The organism is Dactylosporangium aurantiacum (assembly GCF_000716715.1).
GTDB classification, from domain to species: domain Bacteria; phylum Actinomycetota; class Actinomycetes; order Mycobacteriales; family Micromonosporaceae; genus Dactylosporangium; species Dactylosporangium aurantiacum.
Window position 1 is genome coordinate 149179 of record NZ_JNYJ01000043.1, and the last position, 19015, is coordinate 168193.

At 72.3% G+C, this 19015-nt stretch carries 21 protein-coding genes and 1 riboswitch; of the genes, 11 read left to right on the top strand and 10 right to left on the bottom strand.

What is annotated here, in order from left to right; all coding sequences use genetic code 11:
• Positions 1–128: 128 nt before the first annotated feature.
• From OP18_RS38345 to OP18_RS38355, 3 genes are read right to left on the bottom strand one after another with little or no spacing between them, the layout of a single operon-like run.
• Complete coding sequence (locus OP18_RS38345; protein WP_081971460.1) at positions 129–860, bottom strand: histidine phosphatase family protein; 732 nt, start codon at positions 858–860, stop codon at positions 129–131.
• On the bottom strand, positions 861–1817 hold the full coding sequence (locus OP18_RS38350; RefSeq protein WP_033364051.1) for a TIGR03943 family putative permease subunit: 957 nt from the start codon (positions 1815–1817) through the stop codon (positions 861–863).
• On the bottom strand, positions 1814–2809 hold the full coding sequence (locus OP18_RS38355) for a permease (RefSeq protein WP_033364052.1): 996 nt from the start codon (positions 2807–2809) through the stop codon (positions 1814–1816). The genes OP18_RS38350 and OP18_RS38355 overlap by 4 nt, the downstream gene beginning before the upstream one ends.
• A 42-nt stretch (positions 2810–2851) precedes the next feature.
• Here OP18_RS38355 and OP18_RS38360 point away from each other — a divergent pair, with 42 nt between their 5' ends.
• Entirely contained in the window at positions 2852–3322 is a 471-nt protein-coding gene (locus OP18_RS38360; RefSeq protein ID WP_033364053.1) for an XdhC family protein, read from the top strand.
• Positions 3323–3350: 28 nt separating this feature from the next.
• Here the strand turns inward: OP18_RS38360 and OP18_RS38365 are convergent, their stop codons facing one another.
• From OP18_RS38365 to OP18_RS38375, 3 genes are all read right to left on the bottom strand, one after another.
• Positions 3351–4733, bottom strand: coding sequence for a glycine--tRNA ligase (locus OP18_RS38365; RefSeq protein ID WP_033364054.1), 1383 nt, complete (start codon positions 4731–4733; stop codon positions 3351–3353).
• Between the two features lie 156 nt (positions 4734–4889).
• Positions 4890–5384: an Rv0361 family membrane protein gene (locus OP18_RS38370; protein ID WP_052387957.1), complete on the bottom strand. Its 495-nt coding sequence runs from the start codon at positions 5382–5384 to the stop codon at positions 4890–4892.
• Between the two features lie 18 nt (positions 5385–5402).
• The gene (locus OP18_RS38375; RefSeq protein WP_033364055.1) at positions 5403–5726 is read right to left on the bottom strand and encodes an antibiotic biosynthesis monooxygenase family protein; all 324 of its coding nucleotides are present in this window, start codon (positions 5724–5726) and stop codon (positions 5403–5405) included.
• 35 nt (positions 5727–5761) lie between these two features.
• Here OP18_RS38375 and OP18_RS38380 point away from each other — a divergent pair, with 35 nt between their 5' ends.
• The 5 genes from OP18_RS38380 (at position 5762) to OP18_RS38400 (ending at position 8845) form a co-directional block, all read left to right on the top strand.
• Positions 5762–6010, top strand: a complete 249-nt coding sequence (locus OP18_RS38380) for a DUF6703 family protein (RefSeq protein ID WP_033364056.1) — start codon at positions 5762–5764, stop codon at positions 6008–6010.
• Between the two features lie 39 nt (positions 6011–6049).
• Entirely contained in the window at positions 6050–6805 is a 756-nt protein-coding gene (locus tag OP18_RS38385) for a metal ABC transporter ATP-binding protein (RefSeq protein ID WP_033364057.1), read from the top strand.
• 174 nt (positions 6806–6979) lie between these two features.
• Positions 6980–7873, top strand: a complete 894-nt coding sequence (locus tag OP18_RS38390) for a metal ABC transporter permease (RefSeq protein ID WP_033364058.1) — start codon at positions 6980–6982, stop codon at positions 7871–7873.
• 20 nt (positions 7874–7893) lie between these two features.
• On the top strand, positions 7894–8190 hold the full coding sequence (locus OP18_RS38395; RefSeq protein ID WP_033364059.1) for an ArsR/SmtB family transcription factor: 297 nt from the start codon (positions 7894–7896) through the stop codon (positions 8188–8190).
• 58 nt (positions 8191–8248) lie between these two features.
• Positions 8249–8845: a hypothetical protein gene (locus OP18_RS38400; RefSeq protein WP_033364060.1), complete on the top strand. Its 597-nt coding sequence runs from the start codon at positions 8249–8251 to the stop codon at positions 8843–8845.
• A 90-nt stretch (positions 8846–8935) separates the two neighbouring features.
• Here OP18_RS38400 and OP18_RS38405 read toward each other — a convergent pair whose 3' ends face one another.
• Positions 8936–10888: an acyl-CoA dehydrogenase family protein gene (locus OP18_RS38405; protein ID WP_033364061.1), complete on the bottom strand. Its 1953-nt coding sequence runs from the start codon at positions 10886–10888 to the stop codon at positions 8936–8938.
• A gap of 151 nt (positions 10889–11039) precedes the next feature.
• A riboswitch (TPP riboswitch) is annotated at positions 11040–11149 on the top strand.
• A 75-nt stretch (positions 11150–11224) separates the two neighbouring features.
• Between OP18_RS38405 and OP18_RS38410 the strand changes: the two genes are divergently transcribed.
• From OP18_RS38410 to OP18_RS38430, 5 genes are all read left to right on the top strand, one after another.
• The gene (locus OP18_RS38410) at positions 11225–11791 is read left to right on the top strand and encodes an ECF transporter S component (RefSeq protein WP_033364062.1); all 567 of its coding nucleotides are present in this window, start codon (positions 11225–11227) and stop codon (positions 11789–11791) included.
• A gap of 6 nt (positions 11792–11797) precedes the next feature.
• Entirely contained in the window at positions 11798–13099 is a 1302-nt protein-coding gene (locus OP18_RS38415; RefSeq protein WP_033364063.1) for an ABC transporter ATP-binding protein, read from the top strand.
• Positions 13096–13890 carry an energy-coupling factor transporter transmembrane component T family protein gene (locus OP18_RS38420; RefSeq protein ID WP_081971462.1) on the top strand — a complete coding sequence of 265 codons (795 nt, stop codon included), beginning with the start codon at positions 13096–13098 and terminating at the stop codon, positions 13888–13890. The genes OP18_RS38415 and OP18_RS38420 overlap by 4 nt, the downstream gene beginning before the upstream one ends.
• 74 nt (positions 13891–13964) lie before the next feature.
• Positions 13965–15671: a PHP domain-containing protein gene (locus OP18_RS38425; protein WP_033364064.1), complete on the top strand. Its 1707-nt coding sequence runs from the start codon at positions 13965–13967 to the stop codon at positions 15669–15671.
• Positions 15668–16051: a hypothetical protein gene (locus tag OP18_RS38430; protein ID WP_052387958.1), complete on the top strand. Its 384-nt coding sequence runs from the start codon at positions 15668–15670 to the stop codon at positions 16049–16051. Before OP18_RS38425 ends, OP18_RS38430 begins: the two co-directional genes overlap by 4 nt.
• A gap of 492 nt (positions 16052–16543) precedes the next feature.
• Here OP18_RS38430 and OP18_RS38435 read toward each other — a convergent pair whose 3' ends face one another.
• Genes OP18_RS38435 through era form a run of 3 tightly spaced genes read right to left on the bottom strand, consistent with a single transcriptional unit; the run spans position 16544 to position 19013 of the window.
• Complete coding sequence (locus OP18_RS38435; protein WP_033364065.1) at positions 16544–17338, bottom strand: isoprenyl transferase; 795 nt, start codon at positions 17336–17338, stop codon at positions 16544–16546.
• Entirely contained in the window at positions 17335–18117 is a 783-nt protein-coding gene (gene recO / locus OP18_RS38440; protein WP_033364066.1) for a DNA repair protein RecO, read from the bottom strand. Before recO ends, OP18_RS38435 begins: the two co-directional genes overlap by 4 nt.
• Before the next feature lie 11 nt (positions 18118–18128).
• Positions 18129–19013: a GTPase Era gene (gene era / locus OP18_RS38445; RefSeq protein WP_033364067.1), complete on the bottom strand. Its 885-nt coding sequence runs from the start codon at positions 19011–19013 to the stop codon at positions 18129–18131.
• Positions 19014–19015 lie beyond the last annotated feature (2 nt).

Here is a 19015-nt window from a genome sequence, read left to right on the forward strand (position 1 = left end):
CCCCCGCCCCACGTCCGACCCCGCCCCACGTCCGACCCCGCCCCACGCGCGACCGCGCCCCACGCGCGACCGCGCCCCACGCGCGACCGCGCCCCGGGCGCAGCCGAGCGGGCCGGGCCCCGGCCGGGTCAGATGCCGTCGGTGGCGGAGCCGACCGTCCAGTACACCCGGTTGTAGTCCTCCAGCTCGAGCTGCTCACCCGACGCGGCCAGCCGATACGTCGTCACGCCGCAGTTGGCGGGGGTCTGTCCCGCGGGCCAGCGCTGCGCCCGCTGGTAGTCCCAGCGCTCCAGCAGGAACCTGAAGCAGCGCAGGGTGCCGCCGTGCGTGACGACCATGATCTTCTGGCCGGGCCGGTCGCGGAAGAGCGTGTCGAGGAACGTGTGGACGCGGCCGGTCACGTCGGCGAGGCTCTCACCGCCGGGCGGGCGGGCCATGAAGCCGCCGAACGTCTGCCAGTACTCGTTCAGCCAGGGGAAGGCCGCCTCCGCCTCGGCGGTGGTCATGTCGTAGGCGAACCCGGGGTCACGCTCACGCACGAAGATGTTGGTGCGCAGCCGCATCTGCTCGCGCTCCTGCGGCGTATACGCCCCGAGGATCCCCTCGGCGGTCTGCACCGTGCGCGCGTAGCCGCTGGTGTAGACGTAGTCGAACACCCCGAAGCGGTCGCGGATCGCGTGGCCGGTCTGCGCCGCCTGCTTGTGCCCGTCGGCGGTCAGGTCGATGAGGTGGTCGGGCACGCCACGGACCACCTGGCGGGCGGCGTCGTCGGCGAAGTAGACGCTGCCCTTCTTCGCCTGGTTGCGCGCCGACTCGGCGTGCCGGACGAGCACGAGCAGCGCTGGACGTCTGGGCTCCATCTACGACTCGTACTGCTCGGCGGGGGCCTCGATCAACGTGATCTCGGCAACCTCGATGAACGGGATGGTCTCGCCGTTGACGGTGTCCTTCACCTGCCGGCCCGTGTAGCTGCCGGTGACCCGCAGCCACTGCTCGTCGGCGAGACCGTCGGGCAGCTGCCCCGCCAGGGCGACCTTGACCGGCCGGGCGTCGGCGGCGCAGCAGCTGACCATCATGCGCGCCATCAGCCAGGTGTCCTCGGGCCCGCGCATCGCGAACCCGGTCAGCTCGACCCGGCGCTGCCCGAGCGACGTCCCGCGGTCGAACACCGCCCGCGACGCGTAGTCCAGCATGGTCAGCTTCACCGGGTCGCCGGCCGGCAGCGGCGCGAAGTCCGACTTCTCGACCAGCGCCGACCCGGCCCGCCCGGCCGCATACGACCCGAGCGCCGGCGGCGCCACCAGCAGCAGCCCGAACACCGGCGCGAGCAGCAGCCACGCCACCCTCGGCCCGCCGGCCCCGTGCCCGTGCCCGTCGTCGTCCGCGCCCGCGTGCCCGTGCCCGTCGTCGCCGCCGGCGGCCCCGTGCCCGTGCCCGTCGTCGCCCCCGCCGGCATGCCCGTGCCCGTCGCCCCCGGCCGCGTGCGCGAGCGCTCCGGCCGGCAGGAGCTCCCGCCCGTCCCGCGCCCCGTCACCGTCGACCGGTCCACCGTCGACCGGTCCACCGTCGACCGACCCACCGTCGACCGACCCACCGCCGACCGTGCCACCGGTCACACCACCGGTCGCGGCCGGTCGGGCCGGGCGCAGCTCGAACCACAACGAGAACAGCCCCGCGACCACCAGAATCGCCCCGGACAGGATCAGATACGGCTGCAACCCCGGCTTGACGTAGTTGAGGTACTGGTCGGTGAGGCTGGCCCGCAGGACCGCGCCACCGACGAGCAGGAGGATGACCGCCTGCGCCTGCCTGTTCACAACAGCACCGTCCCGACCACTGCGGACACCCCGATCGCGAGCACGAACGTCGCCGGCGCGAACCGCAGCGCGAACCCGCGCCCGAAGATGCCGGCCTGCATGGCGAAGAGCTTGAGGTCGATCATCGGACCGACGACCATGAACGCGAGCCGGGCGGTCATGGAGAACTGGGTCAGCGACGCGGCGACGAACGCGTCGGCCTCGGAGCAGATCGACAGCAGCACCGCGAGCAGGCCGAGCACCACGATCGCGACGAACGGGTCGGCGGCGAGGTGCGCCAGCCACGTCTTCGGCACGACCACGGCGATGACGGCCGCCGACGCGGCGCCGATGACCAGGAACCCGCCGGCGTGCAGCACGTCGTGGCGGACACTGGCCCAGAACGCCGGCCACTTGTCCATCCCGTCGAGGTGCGCCCGCGACGGCATCCTCAGCCAGCTGCCCTTGCCGAACGCCTGCCACAGCCACCCCATGAGGCAGGCGACGACGAGGCTGGCGAGGGCCCGGGCGATCACGACCCGCGGCTGGCCGGGGAACGCGACGGCGGTCGAGACCAGCACGATCGGGTTGACCGCCGGCGAGGCGAGCAGGAACGCGAACGCGGCCGCAGGGGTCACGCCGCGGCGGACGAGGGCACCGGCGACCGGCACCGACGCGCACTCGCAGCCGGGCAGCACGACCCCGGCGACGCCCGCGGTCGGCACGGCCAGCGCCGGGTGCTTCGGCAGCGCCCTGGCGAAGAACGACGGCGGCACGAACACCGCGATGACCGCCGACAGCACCACCCCGAACACGAGGAACGGGATCGCCTGGGTCATCACGGACACGAACACCGTCAACCAGGTCTGCAGCGCCGGCGCCGACAGCGACTCCGTCAGCGGCCCGCGGAACAGCACCACCAGGACGAGCACCGCGGCGAGCACCTCGACGGAGCCGATGCGCCGCCGCGGCTTCTCGGCGACCGGCGGGTCCGACTGCTGAGTCAACGTCACGCCTGGAGGCTACCGTCCTGGTATGACAGAACGGCCAATGCCATGAGTACGGAATCCGAGGCGTGCGCGCTCGCGCACGGCACCGTCCAGCCGGCCGGCGACGGGCGGGCGCTGGTGGCGGTGTTCGACTCGCCGGTGGCCGCGCACCTGCTGCACTTCGCGGCCACCCTCGGCTACCGGGTGGCGCTGGCCGACCCGGACCTGAGCCGGACGCCGATCGACGCGCAGACCGACGTGGTGGTCACCGACCATGACCGGCCTGAGCTGGGTCCGGTCCTGCGCGACGCGCTCGCCTCACCGGCCCGCTGGATCGGCGTGATGGGCAGCCCGCGGCACGCCGGCCCGCACGTGGAGGCGCTGCGCGCCCTGGGCGTCGCGGACGGCGAGATCGCCCGCGTGCACCGCCCGATCGGCCTGAACATCGGCTCGAAGACACCGGCGGAGATCGCGCTCGCGACCCTCGCCGGCCTCCTCGCCGACCGCAACGGCCGACCGGGCGGAACGACGTTCTAGGACCCGGCAGAAACCCGGGACGACCCGGTCAGCAGCCCGGCAGCCGCTCGATCAGGTAGGTCTCCACCTGGTCGAGCGACACCCGCTCCTGCGTCATCGTGTCGCGGTCGCGCACCGTCACCGCGTTGTCGTTGAGCGTCTCGAAGTCGACCGTGAGACAGAACGGCGTGCCGATCTCGTCCTGCCGGCGGTACCGGCGGCCGATGCCCTGCGCGTCGTCGAAGTCGACGGTCCACCGCTTGCGCAGCTGCTTGGCCAGGTCACGCGCCTTCGGCGACAGGTCCGCGTTGCGCGACAGGGGCAGCACGGCCGCCTTGACCGGCGCCAGCCGCTTGTCGAAGCGCATGACCGTGCGCTTGTCGACGCTGCCGCTGGTGTTCGGCGCCTCGTCCTCGTCGTACGCCTCGAGCAGGAACGCCAGGACCGCGCGGGTCAGGCCGGCGGCGGGCTCGATGACGTAGGGGACCCAGCGCTCCTTCTTCTCCTGGTCGAAGTAGGAAAGGTCGACGCCGGAGTGCTTGGAGTGCGTGGTCAGGTCGAAGTCGGTGCGGTTGGCGATGCCTTCGAGCTCGGAGAACTCCTGGCCACCGAAGCGGAAGCGGTACTCGATGTCGACGGTGCGCTTCGAGTAGTGCGACAGCTTCTCCTTCGGGTGCTCGTAGAAGCGCATGTTGTCGGCGGACAGGCCGAGGTCCAGGTACCAGTTCCAGCGCTCCTGGAGCCAGTACTCGTGGGCCTCCTCGTCCTTGCCCGGCTCGACGAAGTACTCCATCTCCATCTGCTCGAACTCGCGGGTGCGGAAGATGAAGTTGCCGGGGGTGATCTCGTTGCGGAAGCTCTTGCCGACCTGCGCGATACCGAACGGCGGCTTCTTGCGGGCCGCGCCCTCGATGTTCTTGTAGTTGATGAAGATGCCCTGCGCCGTCTCGGGCCGCAGGTAGTGCAGGCCCTCGTCGTTCTCGACCGCGCCGAGGTAGGTCTTCATGAGGCCGTTGAACATCCGCGGCTCGCTGAACGTGCCCTTGTTGCCGCAGTTCGGGCAGTTGATCTCACCGAGGACGAAGGGCTTGTCGGTGCCGTGCTTCTCGACGAACGCCTCTTCGAGGTGGTCGGCGCGGAACCGCTTGTGGCACGAGGCGCACTCGGTCAGCGGGTCGACGAACGCGTCGACGTGGCCGGAGGCAACCCACACGTCGCGGGACAGGATGACGGCCGAGTCCAGGCCGACGATGTCGTCGCGCTGCTGGACCATGGTGCGCCACCACTGCCGGCGGACGTTGTCCTTGAGCTCGACGCCGAGGGGGCCGTAGTCCCAGGCGGAGCGGGTGCCCCCGTAGATCTCGCTGGACGGGAAGACAAAGCCGCGGCGCTTCGCGAGGCTGACGACGGAATCGATGCGATCGGCGGCCATGGTTCCTCCTCGGCCTCACGGCGACTGGCTGTCGGCAAGGCGGGTTTCGGGTGCTGGAATGTCGGTCAAGACGGGCAAACCGTCAACGTCCACATCGACGGTACGGTTACGCCCGGGCGAGCCGCACCAGATTATCCGCAGTGCCCGCGGGCGGGATCAGTCGACCCCTCCGCAGATCACCCACCGGGTCGTCTGCTGCAGCATGGTGAAGGTCATCAGCGACTCGCCCTGCCCCCGCCGGGTGACCTCCGCCGGGACCTGCAGGAGGTTCACGTCGACCCGGTCCTCCTGCACGGTGAAGGCGGTGACCTCGGACCGGCTGTACTCGCGCTCGTACCAGGCGACGGTGTGCGTGCGCTGCTGCTCCGGGCACAGCTGCCCGCGGGCCGTCGCGTAGTCGGCGGCCCGCAGCGCGGTCAGGTAGTCGTCGACGACGCTGGCCAGCTGGGAGCGGGCGACGCCCTCCAGGCCGGTGAGCAGGAACCCGCCGCCGAGCGCGCCGCCGACGCAGCACAGCGCCAGCACGAGCCCGCCGACGCCGAGGCCGATCCACAGGCCACGCATGTCCCGGTCGCGCGGCGGCGCCGCGAACGGCGTCACCACGCCGGGGCCCGGCGGCGGCGCCGGCACCTCGGTCGGCGGGGGCATCATGCCCCCAACAGTAGCCAACTACGCCCGGTCGCTCGCGGTGACCGTGAGCGCACCGCCGGGCGCGACCTCGGCGAGCTCCTCGAACGCCGACGGCTCGTCGAGGGACTGGGCGAGCAGCGGGGTGGCGTGCATCTTCACGTCGAAGGCCGACAATGCCCGCCGGTACGCGCCCACGGACTGCCACTCCGTGACGATGCTCCAGTGCGCGGGGTCGTCGAACGCGCGGGCGAGGCGGCCGCGGAGATACCCTGGGCAGGCCGCGAGCGCACCGAGCGCGGCGTGCGCGCGTTCCACGAAGCTTTCGTCGGCGTCGTCCAGCACGAACCGTGTCACCACCAGCATGCCGCGAGCATACGGACCCGAGGAGCCCGACCGAGATGACCCAGCGTGTTCTGACCCGGCTGGGACGGGTCAACCCGACGGCGGCGTTCCTCGGCGTCGGCGTGCTCGTGTTCGTGGCGCTGGTCCTGCCGGGGGTGGTGGGTGCCGTGGTGCTGCTCGCCCTGGCGGCGGGTGCCGGGTGGCTGCTGGCCCAGACATGGCGGGTGCACCCGCCGCGGGCGCGCGTGATGCGGCTGGTGATCCTGGGGCTGGTCGTGCTGCTGGCGGTCGCCAAGCTCACCTGAAGTTGACAACGATTCCCATTATCGGGCACGCTCGGCGGCGTGGTACTTGAGGTGGACCGGGCCGTCGTCGCCTACGACGGCCGCCCCGTGCTCGACGGCGTGTCGCTGCGCGTCGACCCGGCGGAGGTCGTGGCGATCCTCGGCGCGAACGGGTCCGGCAAGTCCACCCTGGTGAAGTCCGCGCTGGGTCTGGTACCCCTCGCGCAGGGCGAGGTCCGGCTCTTCGGCACCCCCTTGCGACGCTTCCGCGCCTGGCACCGGCTCGGCTACGTCCCGCAGCGCGTCGGCGCCGGCAGCGGCGTGCCCGCCACGGTCGGCGAGGTCGTGGCCGAGGGCCGGCTCGCCCGCCGGGGGTTCCTGCGCCTGCCGTCGAGCGCCGACCGGCGCGCGGTCGAGGAGGCGCTCACCGCCGTCGGCCTCGCCGACCGGGCCCGCGAGCCGGTGTCGGTGCTGTCCGGCGGGCAGCAGCAGCGGGTCCTCATCGCCCGCGCCCTCGCCGGCGCGCCCGAGCTGCTGGTCCTCGACGAGCCGACGGCCGGCGTGGACGCCGCGAGCCAGGAGGCGTTCGCCGGGTGCCTGGGCCGGTTCGTCGGCCAGGGCGGCACCGTGGTCTTCGTCGCGCACGAGCTGGGCCCGCTGCGCCCCCTGATCACCCGCGCGGTCGTCGTGCACCACGGCGAGATCATCCACGACGGCGCGCCCCCGGAGCCGGCCGGCCACCACGCCGAGCCGGACCACGACCACGTCCACCCCCACGCCGCCGTCGAGGCGCCCGGCCTCCTGGGCAACGCATGAGCGGCCCGCAGCGGAGCGAGGAGCCGCGAATCAGCAGCTCAGGGTGGAGCTCAGGCCGGCGCCGCAGCGCAGCGGAGGTGACGGCATGAGCGGCCCGCAGCACAGCGGAGGGCTGCGAATCGACAGCTCAGGGTGGAGCTCAGGCCGGCGCCGGAGCGCAGCGGAGGTGACGGCATGAGCTTATTTACGTACGACTTCATGATCCGGGCCCTGATCGGGGCGCTGATCACCGGCGCGTCGGCGCCCGCCATCGGCATCTACCTGGTGCAGCGCCGGCTGTCGCTGATCGGTGACGGTCTCGGTCACGTGGCGCTCACCGGTGTCGGCTTCGGCCTGCTGCTGCACCAGTCGCCGGTGTTCATGGCGGTCATCGCCGCCGCGCTCGGCGCCGTCGTCATCGAGCTGGTCCGCGAGCGCGGCAGGACCTCCGGCGACGTCGCCCTCGCCATGCTGTTCTACGGCGGCATCTCCGGCGGCGTGGTCCTGGTCAACCTGTCCGACGAGCAGAGCAACCGCAGTCTCGTCACGTACCTGTTCGGCTCGCCGCTCACGACGAGCCGGCAGGACCTGACGGTGATGCTCATCCTCGGCTGCGCGGTGCTCGCGGTGGCGGTCCTGCTCCGCCCGTGGCTCTTCGCGGTCTGCCACGACGAGGAGTACGCGCGCGTCTCCGGCCTGCCGGTCCGCGCCCTCAACCTCGTCCTCGCCGTGACGACCGCGGTCACGGTCACGGTCGCCATGCGGGCCGTCGGCCTGCTGCTGGTCAGCGCCCTGATGGTGGTGCCGGTCGCGACCGCGCAGCAGATCACCCGCGGCTTCCGCACCACGATGCTGGTCGCGGTGCTGCTCGGGCTGGCCGCCTCCGGCGGCGGCATCTGGGTCTCGACCGCCGCCGACACCGGCCCGGGCGCGACCGTGGTCCTGCTCGCCATCGGCGGCTTCTTCGCCGTCACCGTCGGCGTCTCGGCGTGGAAGGCGGTGCGGCGCCGCCGTACCGGACCACCACCGCCGGTCGCGGACCGCACTACGCCCGAGGTGGTGCTCGACCGTGTGGACCATGGTTACTGACAACGGTTACCGTTGCGCATATGTCGAGCATTGAGGGTTACGAGGCGGCCGGCGAGCTGTTGCGTGCCCTCGCCGCCCCGCTGCGCATCCGCATCGTGACCGAGCTGGCCGGCGGTCCCCGCTGCGTGCACGAGCTCGTCGACACGCTCGGCGCCCCGCAGCCGCTCGTGTCGCAGCACCTGCGTGTCCTGCGCGGCGCCGGTGTGGTGCGCGGCTCCCGGCGGGGGCGGGAGATCGCGTACGCGCTCACCGACGACCACATCGCGCACATCGTCGCCGACGCCGTCTCCCACGCCCGCGAGGCCGGCGGCTCCTGAGCGCACCCTGGCGCATGGTCACAGTGCGGCCACAGCGTCGGTACGTCAGGCTTGACTCGTGAAGCTCTATGCCGACCGTGCCCCCACCGCCCTGCGGCAGTTCCTCACCGACGTGTTCGTGGTCGTCTGGATCTACGTATGGATCAGGCTGGGCATGACGCTGTTCGATCTCATTCAGAAGCTGGCGGCGCCCGGCAGGAAGCTCGAAGGCGCCGGCACGGGCCTCGCGGACAACCTCCAGGGCGCCGGCGACAAGATCAATGGCGTGCCGGGTGTACCGGACTCGGTCGCCGCCCCCTTCACCAACGCGGCGAACGCGGCCCGTTCCCTCGCCGACGCCGGCCGCGAGCAGCAGGAGATCGTCAACGACCTCGCCTGGATCATGTCGGTGCTGGTGATCGCGGTGCCGGTCGCCCTGGTCGTGCTGCTGTGGCTGCCGCTGCGGATCCGGTGGATGCGCCGGGCCGGGTCGGCGGCGCGCCTGCGCGGCGCGACGGCCGGCCGTGACCTGCTCGCCCTGCGGGCCCTGGCGACCCAGCCGCTCGGCCGGCTGGTGAAGATCGACCCCGACATCGCGGCGCTGTGGCGCAAGGGCGACAAACAGGCGGTCGAGGCCCTCGCCACCCTGGAGCTGCGCAGCCTCGGCCTGCGCTGACCCACCGCCACGGGCCGGAGATCGGCTCGACAAGCCGGCGGCCGCCGGCACGGATGCCGGCGGCCGCGGAAGGTGCGGACGGTGCGGTGCTCAGAAGCGGCGCCGGACGTCCTCGGCGGTCGACTCGCCCGGCTCCCACGTGGCCAGCCACGGCCCCGACGCGGCCGGCGGGATGATGCCCTCCTCCAGCGACAGGTACCGGCCGGCGATGACCCGCTTCGCGGCGGCGGCCTCGACCGCGTCGGCGTTGTCCCACAGGTCGCGGAACAGCGCCTCGGCGCGCAGCGTCGCCTGGCGGCAGAACAGGTCCGCCAGCTCGATGCCCTCGGGGCGTCCGGCCCGCTCGCTGTTGGCCTTGACGCAGGCGGCGGACATCGCGAACAGCTCGGCGCCGATGTCGACGATCCGGCCGAGGAACCCCTGCTTGTGCTCGAGCCGGCCCTGCCAGCGGGCCATGCCGTAGAAGGTTTCCCGGGCCAGCCGGCGCGAGGCGCGCTCGACGTAGCGCAGGTGCTGCGCGAGCGGGCCGAAGTCGCTGAAGCCGGACGGGAGCTGGCCCTTGCCGGCGACCAGGGTCGGCAGCCACCTGGCGTAGAACCCGCCGGCCTTGCCGGCCGCCTTGGCCTTCGCGCCGAGCCCGGCGTCGGGGTCGATGATGTCGCCGGCGACGGACAGGTGCGCGTCGACCGCCTCACGGGCGATCGCCAGGTGCATGATCTCGGTCGAGCCCTCGAAGATGCGGTTGATCCGCAGGTCGCGCAGGATCTGCTCGGCGGGGATCGGGCGTTCACCGCGGGCGGCGAGGGAGTCGGCGGTCTCGTAGCCGCGGCCGCCGCGGATCTGGATCAGCTCGTCGGCGACCTTCCAGGCCAGCTCGCTGGCGTACAACTTGACGAGCGCCGCCTCGATGCGGATGTCGTTGCGGTCGTCGTCGGCGAGGCGGCACGACAGCTCCACCATCGCCTCCATGCCGTACGTGGAGCCCGCGATGAACGCGATCTTCTTCGCGATGGCCTCGTACGAGCCGATCGGGCGGCCCATCTGGACGCGTTCGGCGGCCCATTCGCGGGCCACGTTGAGGCACCACTTGCCGGCGCCGACGCACATCGCGGGCAGCGACAGCCGGCCGGTGTTGAGGGTGCTCAGCGCGATGCGCAGGCCCTGGCCCTCGCCGCCGATGACGTTCGCGGCGGGCACCCGCACGTCGTGGAAGCGGGTCACGCTGTTCTCCAGGCCGCGCAGGCCCATGAACGCGTTGCGCCGCTCGATCGTCACGCCCGGCGCGTCGCCCTCGACCACGAACGCGGTGATGCCGCCGCGGTGGCCCTCACTCTTCGGTACCAGCGCCATCACCACGAACAGGGTGGCCAGGGTGCCGTTCGTGGCCCACAGCTTGACGCCGTTGAGCAGGTAGTCGCCGTCCTCGGTGGGCACGGCGGAGGTGCGCAGGTTCGCCGGGTACGAGCCGACCTCCGGCTCGGTGAGCAGGAACGCGGACACCTCCCCGCCGGCCAGCCGGGGCAGGAACCGCTGCTTCTGCTCATCGGTGCCGACGAGCTTCAGCGGCTGCGGCACGCCGATCGACTGGTGCGCCGACAGCAGCGCGCCGATCGACGGGTTGACCGACCCGACGAGCGCGAGGGCCCGGCAGTAGTCGAGGTTGGACAGGCCGAGCCCGCCGTACTTCGTGTCGATCTTCATCCCGAACGCGCCGAGGCTGCCCAGGTCGCGGAGCACGTCGTCGGGGATCCGGGCGTCGCGCTCGATCTGCTGGCCGTCGACGCCGCTGATGTACGCCCGCAGCTTGGCGAGGAACTCCTGCCCGGCCTCGGCCTCCTTGTCGGCCGGCGGCGGGTCGATCAGGTCGAGGCGGAAGCGGCCCAGGAACAGCTCCTTGCCGAAGCTCGGTTTGCGCCACTCCGTCTCGCGGCTGGCCTCGATGACCTTCCGCGCCTGCCGCTCGGTGTGCGTGTTCGCTGTTTCGCTCGTGGTCGTGGCCGTGCTCGCGTCCGTGTGCGCTGCGCTGTCGGCGACCTGCGTCATTGCGGCACCCCCAGGTGTCAGTCCTGTACCGACCAGGCTATTACCCGCGAGTAGCGAAGGCCATGCCCCGCGGAGAAGGATCAAGCGCCGTGATTTTGGCGACCGGAACTTCGACCGTGGTCCGTTCGCTGTTACCGTCGGGAAACAACTGCACATCCGACAGGGGAGCGCACAGCGCTGAGAGTGCGGCGGCCGGGCCGACGCAGACCCTCGAACCTGATCTGGGTAATGCCAGCGCAGGGAGCTCGGTCACCTCACGCCACGCGCCGCGTCCGGACCCCCCGGGCGTGGCGTCGCGTCTCCTTCTGGCTCACCCCCGAACCAGGAGGCACTGCAATGGAAACCCGTTGGCGGACCGTCGACATCATCGTCGCCTCGGTCATCGCGGTGGCGTTCGCCGCCGTGTTCTACGCGTGGAACAACCTGTGGAACGCGATGGAGAGCGTCGCGCTGCCGTGGCGCGCGTTCATCTACGGCGTCTGGCTCGTCCCTGGCGTGCTCGGCCCGCTGGTGATCCGCAAGCCGGGCGCCGGGCTCTACACCGAGTTCGTCGCGGCGCTGGTCTCGGCCCTGTTCGGCTCGACCTGGGGCCTCGGCGTGCTGCTGTCCGGCCTGGTGCAGGGGGTCGGCGGCGAGTTCGGGTTCGCGCTCACCGGGTACCGCAGCTTCAAGCTCGGCAACGCGCTCGTCGCCGGGGCCCTCGCCGGTGGCGGTGCGGCCCTGCTGGACCTCAACCTGTACTACGGCGCGTTCAGCAACACCGACAAGGCCCTGTACGCGGCGATCGTCATGGCGAGCGGCGCGGTCGTCGCCGGCGCCGGCTCGTGGGCGCTGCAGCGCTCCCTCGCCACCACCGGCGTCCTCGACCGCTTCCCGTCGGGGCGCGAACGGGCCGCCGTCTAACTATCCGTGAGCGTTGTCGAGTTCCGAGGGTTCGGGTGGCGGCACGCCGGGCGCAAGGCCTGGGCGGTCCGCCACTTCGACCTGCGGATCGAGCACGGCGAGCGGGTGCTGCTCGCGGGCGCTTCCGGCGCCGGCAAGAGCACCCTGCTCGCCGCGCTGGCCGGCCTGCTCGCCGAGGACTCCGGCGAGCAGGAGGGTGAGGTCCTCGTCGACGGCCGGCCCGCGCGGCAGCACCGGGCCGGCACGGGCATCGTGTTCCAGGACCCGCAGACGCAGCTGGTGATGAGCCGCAGCGGCGACGACGTCGCGTTCGGCCTGGAGAACCGGGGGGTGCCGCGCGCCGAGATCTGGCCGCAGGTGGACGCCGCCCTGGCCGCCGTCGGGTTCCCGTACGGCCGGGACCGCGACACCGCCGCCCTGTCCGGCGGTGAGCAGCAGCGGCTCGCGATCGCCGGCGTGCTCGTGTCGCGGCCGGGGCTGCTGCTGCTCGACGAGCCGACCGCGAACCTGGATCCCGAGGGTGCGCAGCTGGTACGTGCGGCGCTGGGCAAGGCGCTGCACGACGTCGACGCCACGATGATCCTGGTCGAGCACCGGTTCGGGGAGGCGCTGACCCTGGTCGACCGGGTGGTGACCCTCGGCGGGGCGCAGCCGCCGCTGGTCGTGCCGGACCGCCGGGCCCGCACCGCCCCCGGCGACGTCCTGCTGACCGCGCAGCGGCTCGCCCTGCGGCACACCGGCAACGTGGTCGACGAGGTCGTCCGCGCCGGTGAGGCGCTCGCGGTCGAGGGCCCGAACGGCGCCGGAAAGTCGACCCTGGCGCTGCTGCTGGGCGGCCTGACGAAGCCGGCGGCGCCGGGCCGGGTCGTCGCGCGCGGCGAGCCCCGGCCGCCGCACCGGTGGCGGGCGGCGAAGCTCGCGGGCCGGATCGGCTCGGTGTTCCAGAACCCGGAGCACCAGTTCGTCACCGCGACCGTCCGTGACGAGCTGCTTCTCGGCGGGCGCGACCCGAAGGTCGTCGACGAGCTGCTGACCCGGCTGCGCCTGGACCGGTTGGCGCTGGCCAACCCGTACACCTTGAGCGGCGGTGAACAGCGGAGACTGAGCGTGGCGACGGCCCTGGCGGCCGCCCCTGAGCTGCTGATCCTCGACGAGCCGACGTTCGGCCAGGACCCGCTGACCTGGCGGGAGCTGGTCGAGCTGCTCGCGGACCTGCGCGACGAGGGGCGCGGCCTGGTGATCGTCACCCACGACGCGCAGCTCGTGGAGGCGCTCGCCGACCGCCGGCTGAGGCTGGAGCGGCGATGAGCGTCTCCGGCGGCCTTTCCGGCGCGCGTCCGCGCGGGCTCTTCGGCGGGCGGGTCACCGGCTGGGTGCGGGACCGGGACGCGACCGCGAAGCTGCTCGCCGCGGCGCTGCTCACCGCCGCCGTGCTCAGCACCGTCGACCCGTTCGTCACCGCCGTCGCGATCGCCGTGGAGCTGGCGCTGCTGCCGCTGACCGGCCTGAGCGGGCCGGCCCTGTGGCGGCGCGGCTGGCCGCTGCTGCTGTCCGCGGCCGTGGTGCTGGTCTTCACGGTGCTGCTCGGCGCGAAGGAGGGGCCGGTCGTCGGCACCGTCGCCGGGTTCGAGGTGCACGAGCCGGCACTCGGGTACGCGCTGCGTCTCATCGCGATCGGCCTGCCCGGGTTCGTGGTGTTCGCGACGATCGACCCGACGGACCTCGCCGACTCGCTCATCGCGCACCTGAAGGTGCCGCCCCGGTTCGCGATCGGCGCGCTCGCCGCGTTCCGGCTGGTGCCGCTGCTCACCGAGGAGTACCGGCTGATCCGGCTCGCCCGCCGGGCCCGCGGCATCGACGGCGGCTGGAACCCGGCCCGCCACGTGCGGCTGGCCGTGTCCGCGACGTTCGGGCTGCTGGTCGGCGCGATCCGGCGCGGGATCCGGCTGGCGACCGCGATGGAGGCCCGCGGGTTCGACCGGGGCCTGCCCCGCACCAGCGCCCGCGAGACCCGTTTCGGCTGGTCCGACGGGTTGGTGGTGGCCACCGGCGCGATCCTCGCGGCGGCATTGATCTTGCTGAAGTTCGTGCACACATAGCCACGTCGCTACCTGATGTTCGTTCGGGCGGTCGAGATTCCGAAGTGAGGACCATCGACCCGAACGGAGCCCCCATGGGCCACGGCCACCACCATCACCACCACGAGGACATGCCGCAGGGCACCGGCGACGTGCCCGCCGTCTTCGACGCCTCGATCCCCGACACCGAGCTGTCCCCCGGCGACGTCTCCCGCCGCGGCTTCCTGCGCCGCGCCGGCCTCCTCGGCGCCGCGGCGGCCGCCGGCGGCGCCCTAGCCAACGCCGGTGCCGCGCACGCGCACGACGACGAGCACGCCGGCTTCGACAGCCACGGCCGCCCCGTCGGCAACGGTTACAAGTGGCTCGCCGGTGACCACCACATCCACACGCAGTTCTCCAGCGACGGCATGTACCGCGTCGGCGACCACGTGAAGCACGCGTCCGCCTACGGCCTGGACTGGATGGTCATCACCGACCACGGCAGCGTCCAGCACGCGAAGATCGGCGTCGAGAAGGTCAACCCGGCGATCCGGGACGCCCGCGACGACTACAAGGACATGCTGGTCTTCCAGGGCCTGGAGTGGAACATCCCGGCCGCCGAGCACGGCACCGTCTTCGTGCACCCCGGCGCCAACGAGGTCGCGGTGCTCAAGGAGTTCGAGCACAGCTTCGACGGCTCGGCCGTCGGCGCCGTCGACCCGTCCCTGGTCACCGAGGCCCTCGCCATCGCCGGCGTCAAGTTCCTCGGCGAGCAGGTCACGAAGCGCCGGGTCCAGGACGCCCTGTTCCTGGCCAACCACCCGGCCCGCAACGGCATCGACTCGCCGCACGAGATCCGCGGCTGGCGTGACGCCGACCCGCGCATCGCGATCGGGTTCGAGGGTGCCCCCGGCCACCAGGCGGCCGGCATCGCGAAGCCGAACGGCGGCGGCTCCGCCCGCGGCTTCTACGGCAACGCGCCCGGCGCCAGCTCCTTCGCCGGGTACCCGCCGGAGAGCTACCGCACCTGGGGCGGCTTCGACTGGATGACCTCCACCGTCGGCGGCCTCTGGGACAGCCTCCTCGCCGAGGGCAAGGCGTGGTGGATCACCGCGAACTCCGACTCGCACGTCGTGTACGAGGAGACCGCGAAGCGCCCCGACAACACGGACTTCAACGCCAACGGGTTCCACTTCGACCCCGTCTACGGGCAGCCGACCAGCCTCACCCCCGGCGACTTCTGGCCCGGGTACTACAGCCGCACCCACGTCGGCTCGCGCAACTTCAGCTATGCGGCGGTGATGGAGGGCCTGCGCGCCGGCCGGATCTGGGTCGACCACGGCGGCCTGATCAGCGGGCTCGACGTGCAGGTGCGGGCCAAGGGCGCCTACGGCGGCGTCACCCTCGGTGACTCGCTCGTCCTGCGCCGCGGCCAGCGCGCCGAGCTCGTCATCCGGATCGACCTCGCGAACACCCCGAACTGGGCGAACTTCGTGCCGACCCTCGCCCGCGTCGACGTGATCAAGGGCGACGTGACCGGTGCCGTGTCCGACAAGGACGCGTTCAAGGCCCCGAACACGAAGGTCGTCAAGTCCTTCGAGGTGAACAAGTCGACCGGCACGGTCTCCTTCACCTACGACCTCGGCCCCGCCGACCAGCCGTTCTACGTCCGCCTCCGCGGCACCGACGGCAACCGCACCGCCCCCGGCTACCACGGCGCCGCGGTCGACCCGGCGGGCCCCGCGATCGACGTGGTCGGCGACGCCGACCCGTGGAAGGACCTCTGGTTCTACGCCAACCCGATCTGGGTCCTGCCCCGGTGACGGTGTTCCCCGACGTCCAGACGGCCGACCATCACATCCTGGTGGCCGGCCGCCCGGCGTTCACCTGGTTCGAGTCCGGCCAGGTCCACGTCGGCTCCGAAGGCGTCCCACCGGAAGGCGCCCGCGCCGTGCTCTTCCCCGGCTCCGACAAGCTCACCGGCGTGATCCCCGTGTCGGCGGTACTGTCGGAGTCGGCGATCGAGCAGGTGGTCATCCTGGGCGGCCTGACCGCCGTCCCCGAGATGTTGATCGACACCGGCGACTTCGTCCGCCCGATCTGGCGCGCCGGCACACTCACCCTGGTCACCCAGTTCGCCCGCGGCGGCGTCCTGGTCCCCTTCGAGTCAGCCGCTCAGATCCCCTGCTGCGGCAGCCACTAGCAGTTCTCGCTTCGGCGGCTGTCGCCGCGGCGGCCGGGGGGTTCCCACCCCGGAGCCCCCCATGCTCGCTGGCGCTCGCACTGCCATGCGCTGCGCGCGGCAGCCTCACCCGCATGCGCGCCGCATCCCGGTGGCCGGGCGCCGCCCGGCCCGCCCGCCGATCTCGCCCACTAACCCGCTCGATCGCAGCAACCCGACCACCGATCAACACGACGCGGCGACGATCCGTTCACCATCAGCACCAGCGGGCGCCGGCAGCCGACCAACCCGCCGCTGCTCGTTGACCTTGGACACTTTGACCGGCCCTGGGCGGCAAAAGTGTCCAAGGTCAACCGGGCCGGACTCGTCGACCCGAGCACAAGCGCCGCCAGCGCGCTCCCGCCTGGCGGGTCCGTCGCCGCCAGGCAGTCCCCGGTACGACGCCCGGCTCGGTCGCCGGAGTCCTCTTCGGTCAGCGGGCCCGGACGGCGTCCCGCCGAGGCGTCCAGAGCATCAGGTGGTCAGGGTCGGCACGACCGGGTTGGGGATCGCCCCGCCGAAGCGGCGGTCGCGCTTCGCGTACACCTCGCAGGCGTACCACAGGTGGCGGCGGTCGAAGTCGGGCCACAGCGTGTCGACCGAGACGAACTCAGCGTAGGCCGCCTGCCAGATCATGAAGTTGCTGGTCCGCATCTCGCCCGAGCTGCGGATCAGCAGGTCGACGTCGGGCAGGTCGGGTTCGTCGAGGTACCGGGCGAACGTCTTCTCCGTGATCCGGTCCGGCTTGAGGCGCCCGGCCTGCACGTCGGCGGCGATGCGGGCGGCCGCGTCGGCGACCTCGGCCCGGCCGCCGTAGTTGACGCACATGGTGAAGGTGAGCTTGTCGTTGCGCCTGGTGAGCTGCTCGGCGTACTCGAGCTCGTTGATGACGCTGCGCCACAGGCGGGGGCGGCGGCCGGCCCAGCGGACGCGGATGCCCATCTCGTGGAACTCGTCGCGGCGGCGGTGGATGGTGTCGCGGTTGAAGTTCATGAGGAAGCGGACCTCGTCGGGGGAACGCTTCCAGTTCTCGGTGGAGAAGGCGTAGGCGCTGACGTACTTGACGCCGAGCTCGAGCGCGCCTTCGATCACGTCGAAGAGGGCGGCCTCGCCGGCGGTGTGCCCGGCGGTGCGGGGCAGGCCACGCTGCTTCGCCCAGCGGCCGTTGCCGTCCATGATGATCGCCACGTGCTGCGGCACGGCCTCCTTCGGCAGTGCCGGCGGACGGGCGCCGGTGGGGTGCTGCGACGGCGGACGGAAGTTGCTCACGAGCTTTCCTTTCGGCCCCGGGCGGTGTCGTCCCGGTCTACGAGCGGGAGCGAGCGTAGCGCCCGCTCCATGTGCCACTGCAGATGCGCCGCGACCAGCCCGCTGGCCTCGCGCCGATGGTTGGGTTCGCTGGCGTCGGCGACCACCCAGTCCGATTCCGCGAGCGCCACCATGAGCTCGATCGTCGCAGGCGCCGGGTGCGACGCGCCGGGCGGGCGGCAGTCGGGGCAGACCACGCCGCCGGCGGCGAGGGAGAAGCCGCGGTGCGGTCCGGGGGTGCCGCAGACCGCGCACTCGCGCAGCGCGAGGGCGAGGCCGGAGACGCCCATCGCCCGCAGCAGGTACGCGTCGAGGATGAGGCTGCTGGCGTGCTCGCCGTTGGCGAGGGCGCGCATGCCGCCGAGGGTGAGGTGGAACAGCCGCAGCGCCGGTTCCTCCTCGATCGGGGTCAGCCGGATCGCGGTCTCCGCGATGGCGGACGCGACCGTGTACCGGGGGTAGTCGTCGAGGAACCGGCGGCCGTACAGCTCGATGCCCTCGACCTGGCTGACGACGTCGAGGGTGCGCCCTTCCAGCAGCTGCACGTCGACGTGGCCGAACGGTTCGAGGCGGGCGCCGAACTTGGACATGGTGCGCCGGACACCCTTCGCGACCGCGCGGACGCGGCCGTGCCGGCGGGTGAACAGGGTGATGATCCGGTCGGACTCGCCCAGTTTCTGCACCTGCAGCACGACCGCGTCGTCGCGGTACAGCTTGCCCTTGAACCCGACGCCGGACATGTCGCAGCCCCTCAGAAGCCCAGGCGGCGCAGCTGCTTCGGGTCGCGCTGCCAGTCCTTGGCGACGCGGACGTGCAGGTCGAGGTAGACGCGGCCGCCGACGAGGTCCTCGATCTCGCGGCGGGCGCGGGTGCCGACGTCCTTGAGGCGGCTCGCCTGGTGTCCGATGACGATCGCCTTCTGGCTGGGGCGCTCGACGTAGATGTCGGCGAAGACCCTGGTCAGGCCGTCCTCGGGGATGACCTCCTCGACGAGGACGGCGATCGAGTGCGGCAGCTCGTCGCGGACGCCTTCGAGGGCGGCCTCGCGGATCAGCTCGGCCATCAGGACGTGCTCGGGCTCGTCGGTGAGCATGCCGTCGGGGTACAGCTGCGGCGACTCCGGCAGGTGGCTGATCATGACGTCGACGAGGGTCTGGACCTGCGCGCCGGACACGGCGCTGACGGGCACGATGTCGGCGAACTCGCCGAGGTCCTGCACGGCGAGGAGCCGCTCGGCGAGCTTGCCGCGGTCGACGAGGTCGGTCTTGGTGACCACGGCGACGACGGTGGCCTTCAGCGCGGCGATCTCGCCGGTGATGAACCGGTCACCGCGCCCGATCTCCTCGTCGGCGGGCAGGCACAGCCCGATGACGTCGACCTCGCTCCAGGTGGCGCGAACCAGGTCGTTGAGCCGCTCGCCGAGCAGGGTCCGCGGCCGGTGCAGCCCCGGGGTGTCGACCAGGACGAGCTGCGCGTCCGGCCGGTGCACGACACCGCGCACGGTGTGCCGGGTGGTCTGCGGCTTCGCCGACGTGATCGCGATCTTCTGCCCGACGATCGCGTTGGTGAGCGTCGACTTGCCCGCGTTGGGCCGGCCGACGAAACACGCGAAGCCTGCGTGGTAGTTGTGCTGCACGG

Excerpts from the sequence above, each read along its gene's own strand:
- OP18_RS38390 (WP_033364058.1), top strand. The coding sequence starts at position 6,980 with ATGAGCTTATTTACGTACGACTTCATGATCCGGGCCCTGATCGGGGCG.
- OP18_RS38425 (WP_033364064.1), top strand. The coding sequence starts at position 13,965 with ATGGGCCACGGCCACCACCATCACCACCACGAGGACATGCCGCAGGGC.
- OP18_RS38370 (WP_052387957.1), bottom strand. The coding sequence starts at position 5,384 with ATGATGCCCCCGCCGACCGAGGTGCCGGCGCCGCCGCCGGGCCCCGGC.
- OP18_RS38420 (WP_081971462.1), top strand. The coding sequence starts at position 13,096 with ATGAGCGTCTCCGGCGGCCTTTCCGGCGCGCGTCCGCGCGGGCTCTTC.
- OP18_RS38380 (WP_033364056.1), top strand. The coding sequence starts at position 5,762 with ATGACCCAGCGTGTTCTGACCCGGCTGGGACGGGTCAACCCGACGGCG.
- recO (WP_033364066.1), bottom strand. The coding sequence starts at position 18,117 with ATGTCCGGCGTCGGGTTCAAGGGCAAGCTGTACCGCGACGACGCGGTC.
- OP18_RS38405 (WP_033364061.1), bottom strand. The coding sequence starts at position 10,888 with ATGACGCAGGTCGCCGACAGCGCAGCGCACACGGACGCGAGCACGGCC.
- OP18_RS38365 (WP_033364054.1), bottom strand. The coding sequence starts at position 4,733 with ATGGCCGCCGATCGCATCGATTCCGTCGTCAGCCTCGCGAAGCGCCGC.
- OP18_RS38375 (WP_033364055.1), bottom strand. The coding sequence starts at position 5,726 with ATGCTGGTGGTGACACGGTTCGTGCTGGACGACGCCGACGAAAGCTTC.
- OP18_RS38360 (WP_033364053.1), top strand. The coding sequence starts at position 2,852 with ATGAGTACGGAATCCGAGGCGTGCGCGCTCGCGCACGGCACCGTCCAG.
- OP18_RS38410 (WP_033364062.1), top strand. The coding sequence starts at position 11,225 with ATGGAAACCCGTTGGCGGACCGTCGACATCATCGTCGCCTCGGTCATC.
- OP18_RS38345 (WP_081971460.1), bottom strand. The coding sequence starts at position 860 with ATGGAGCCCAGACGTCCAGCGCTGCTCGTGCTCGTCCGGCACGCCGAG.
- OP18_RS38395 (WP_033364059.1), top strand. The coding sequence starts at position 7,894 with ATGTCGAGCATTGAGGGTTACGAGGCGGCCGGCGAGCTGTTGCGTGCC.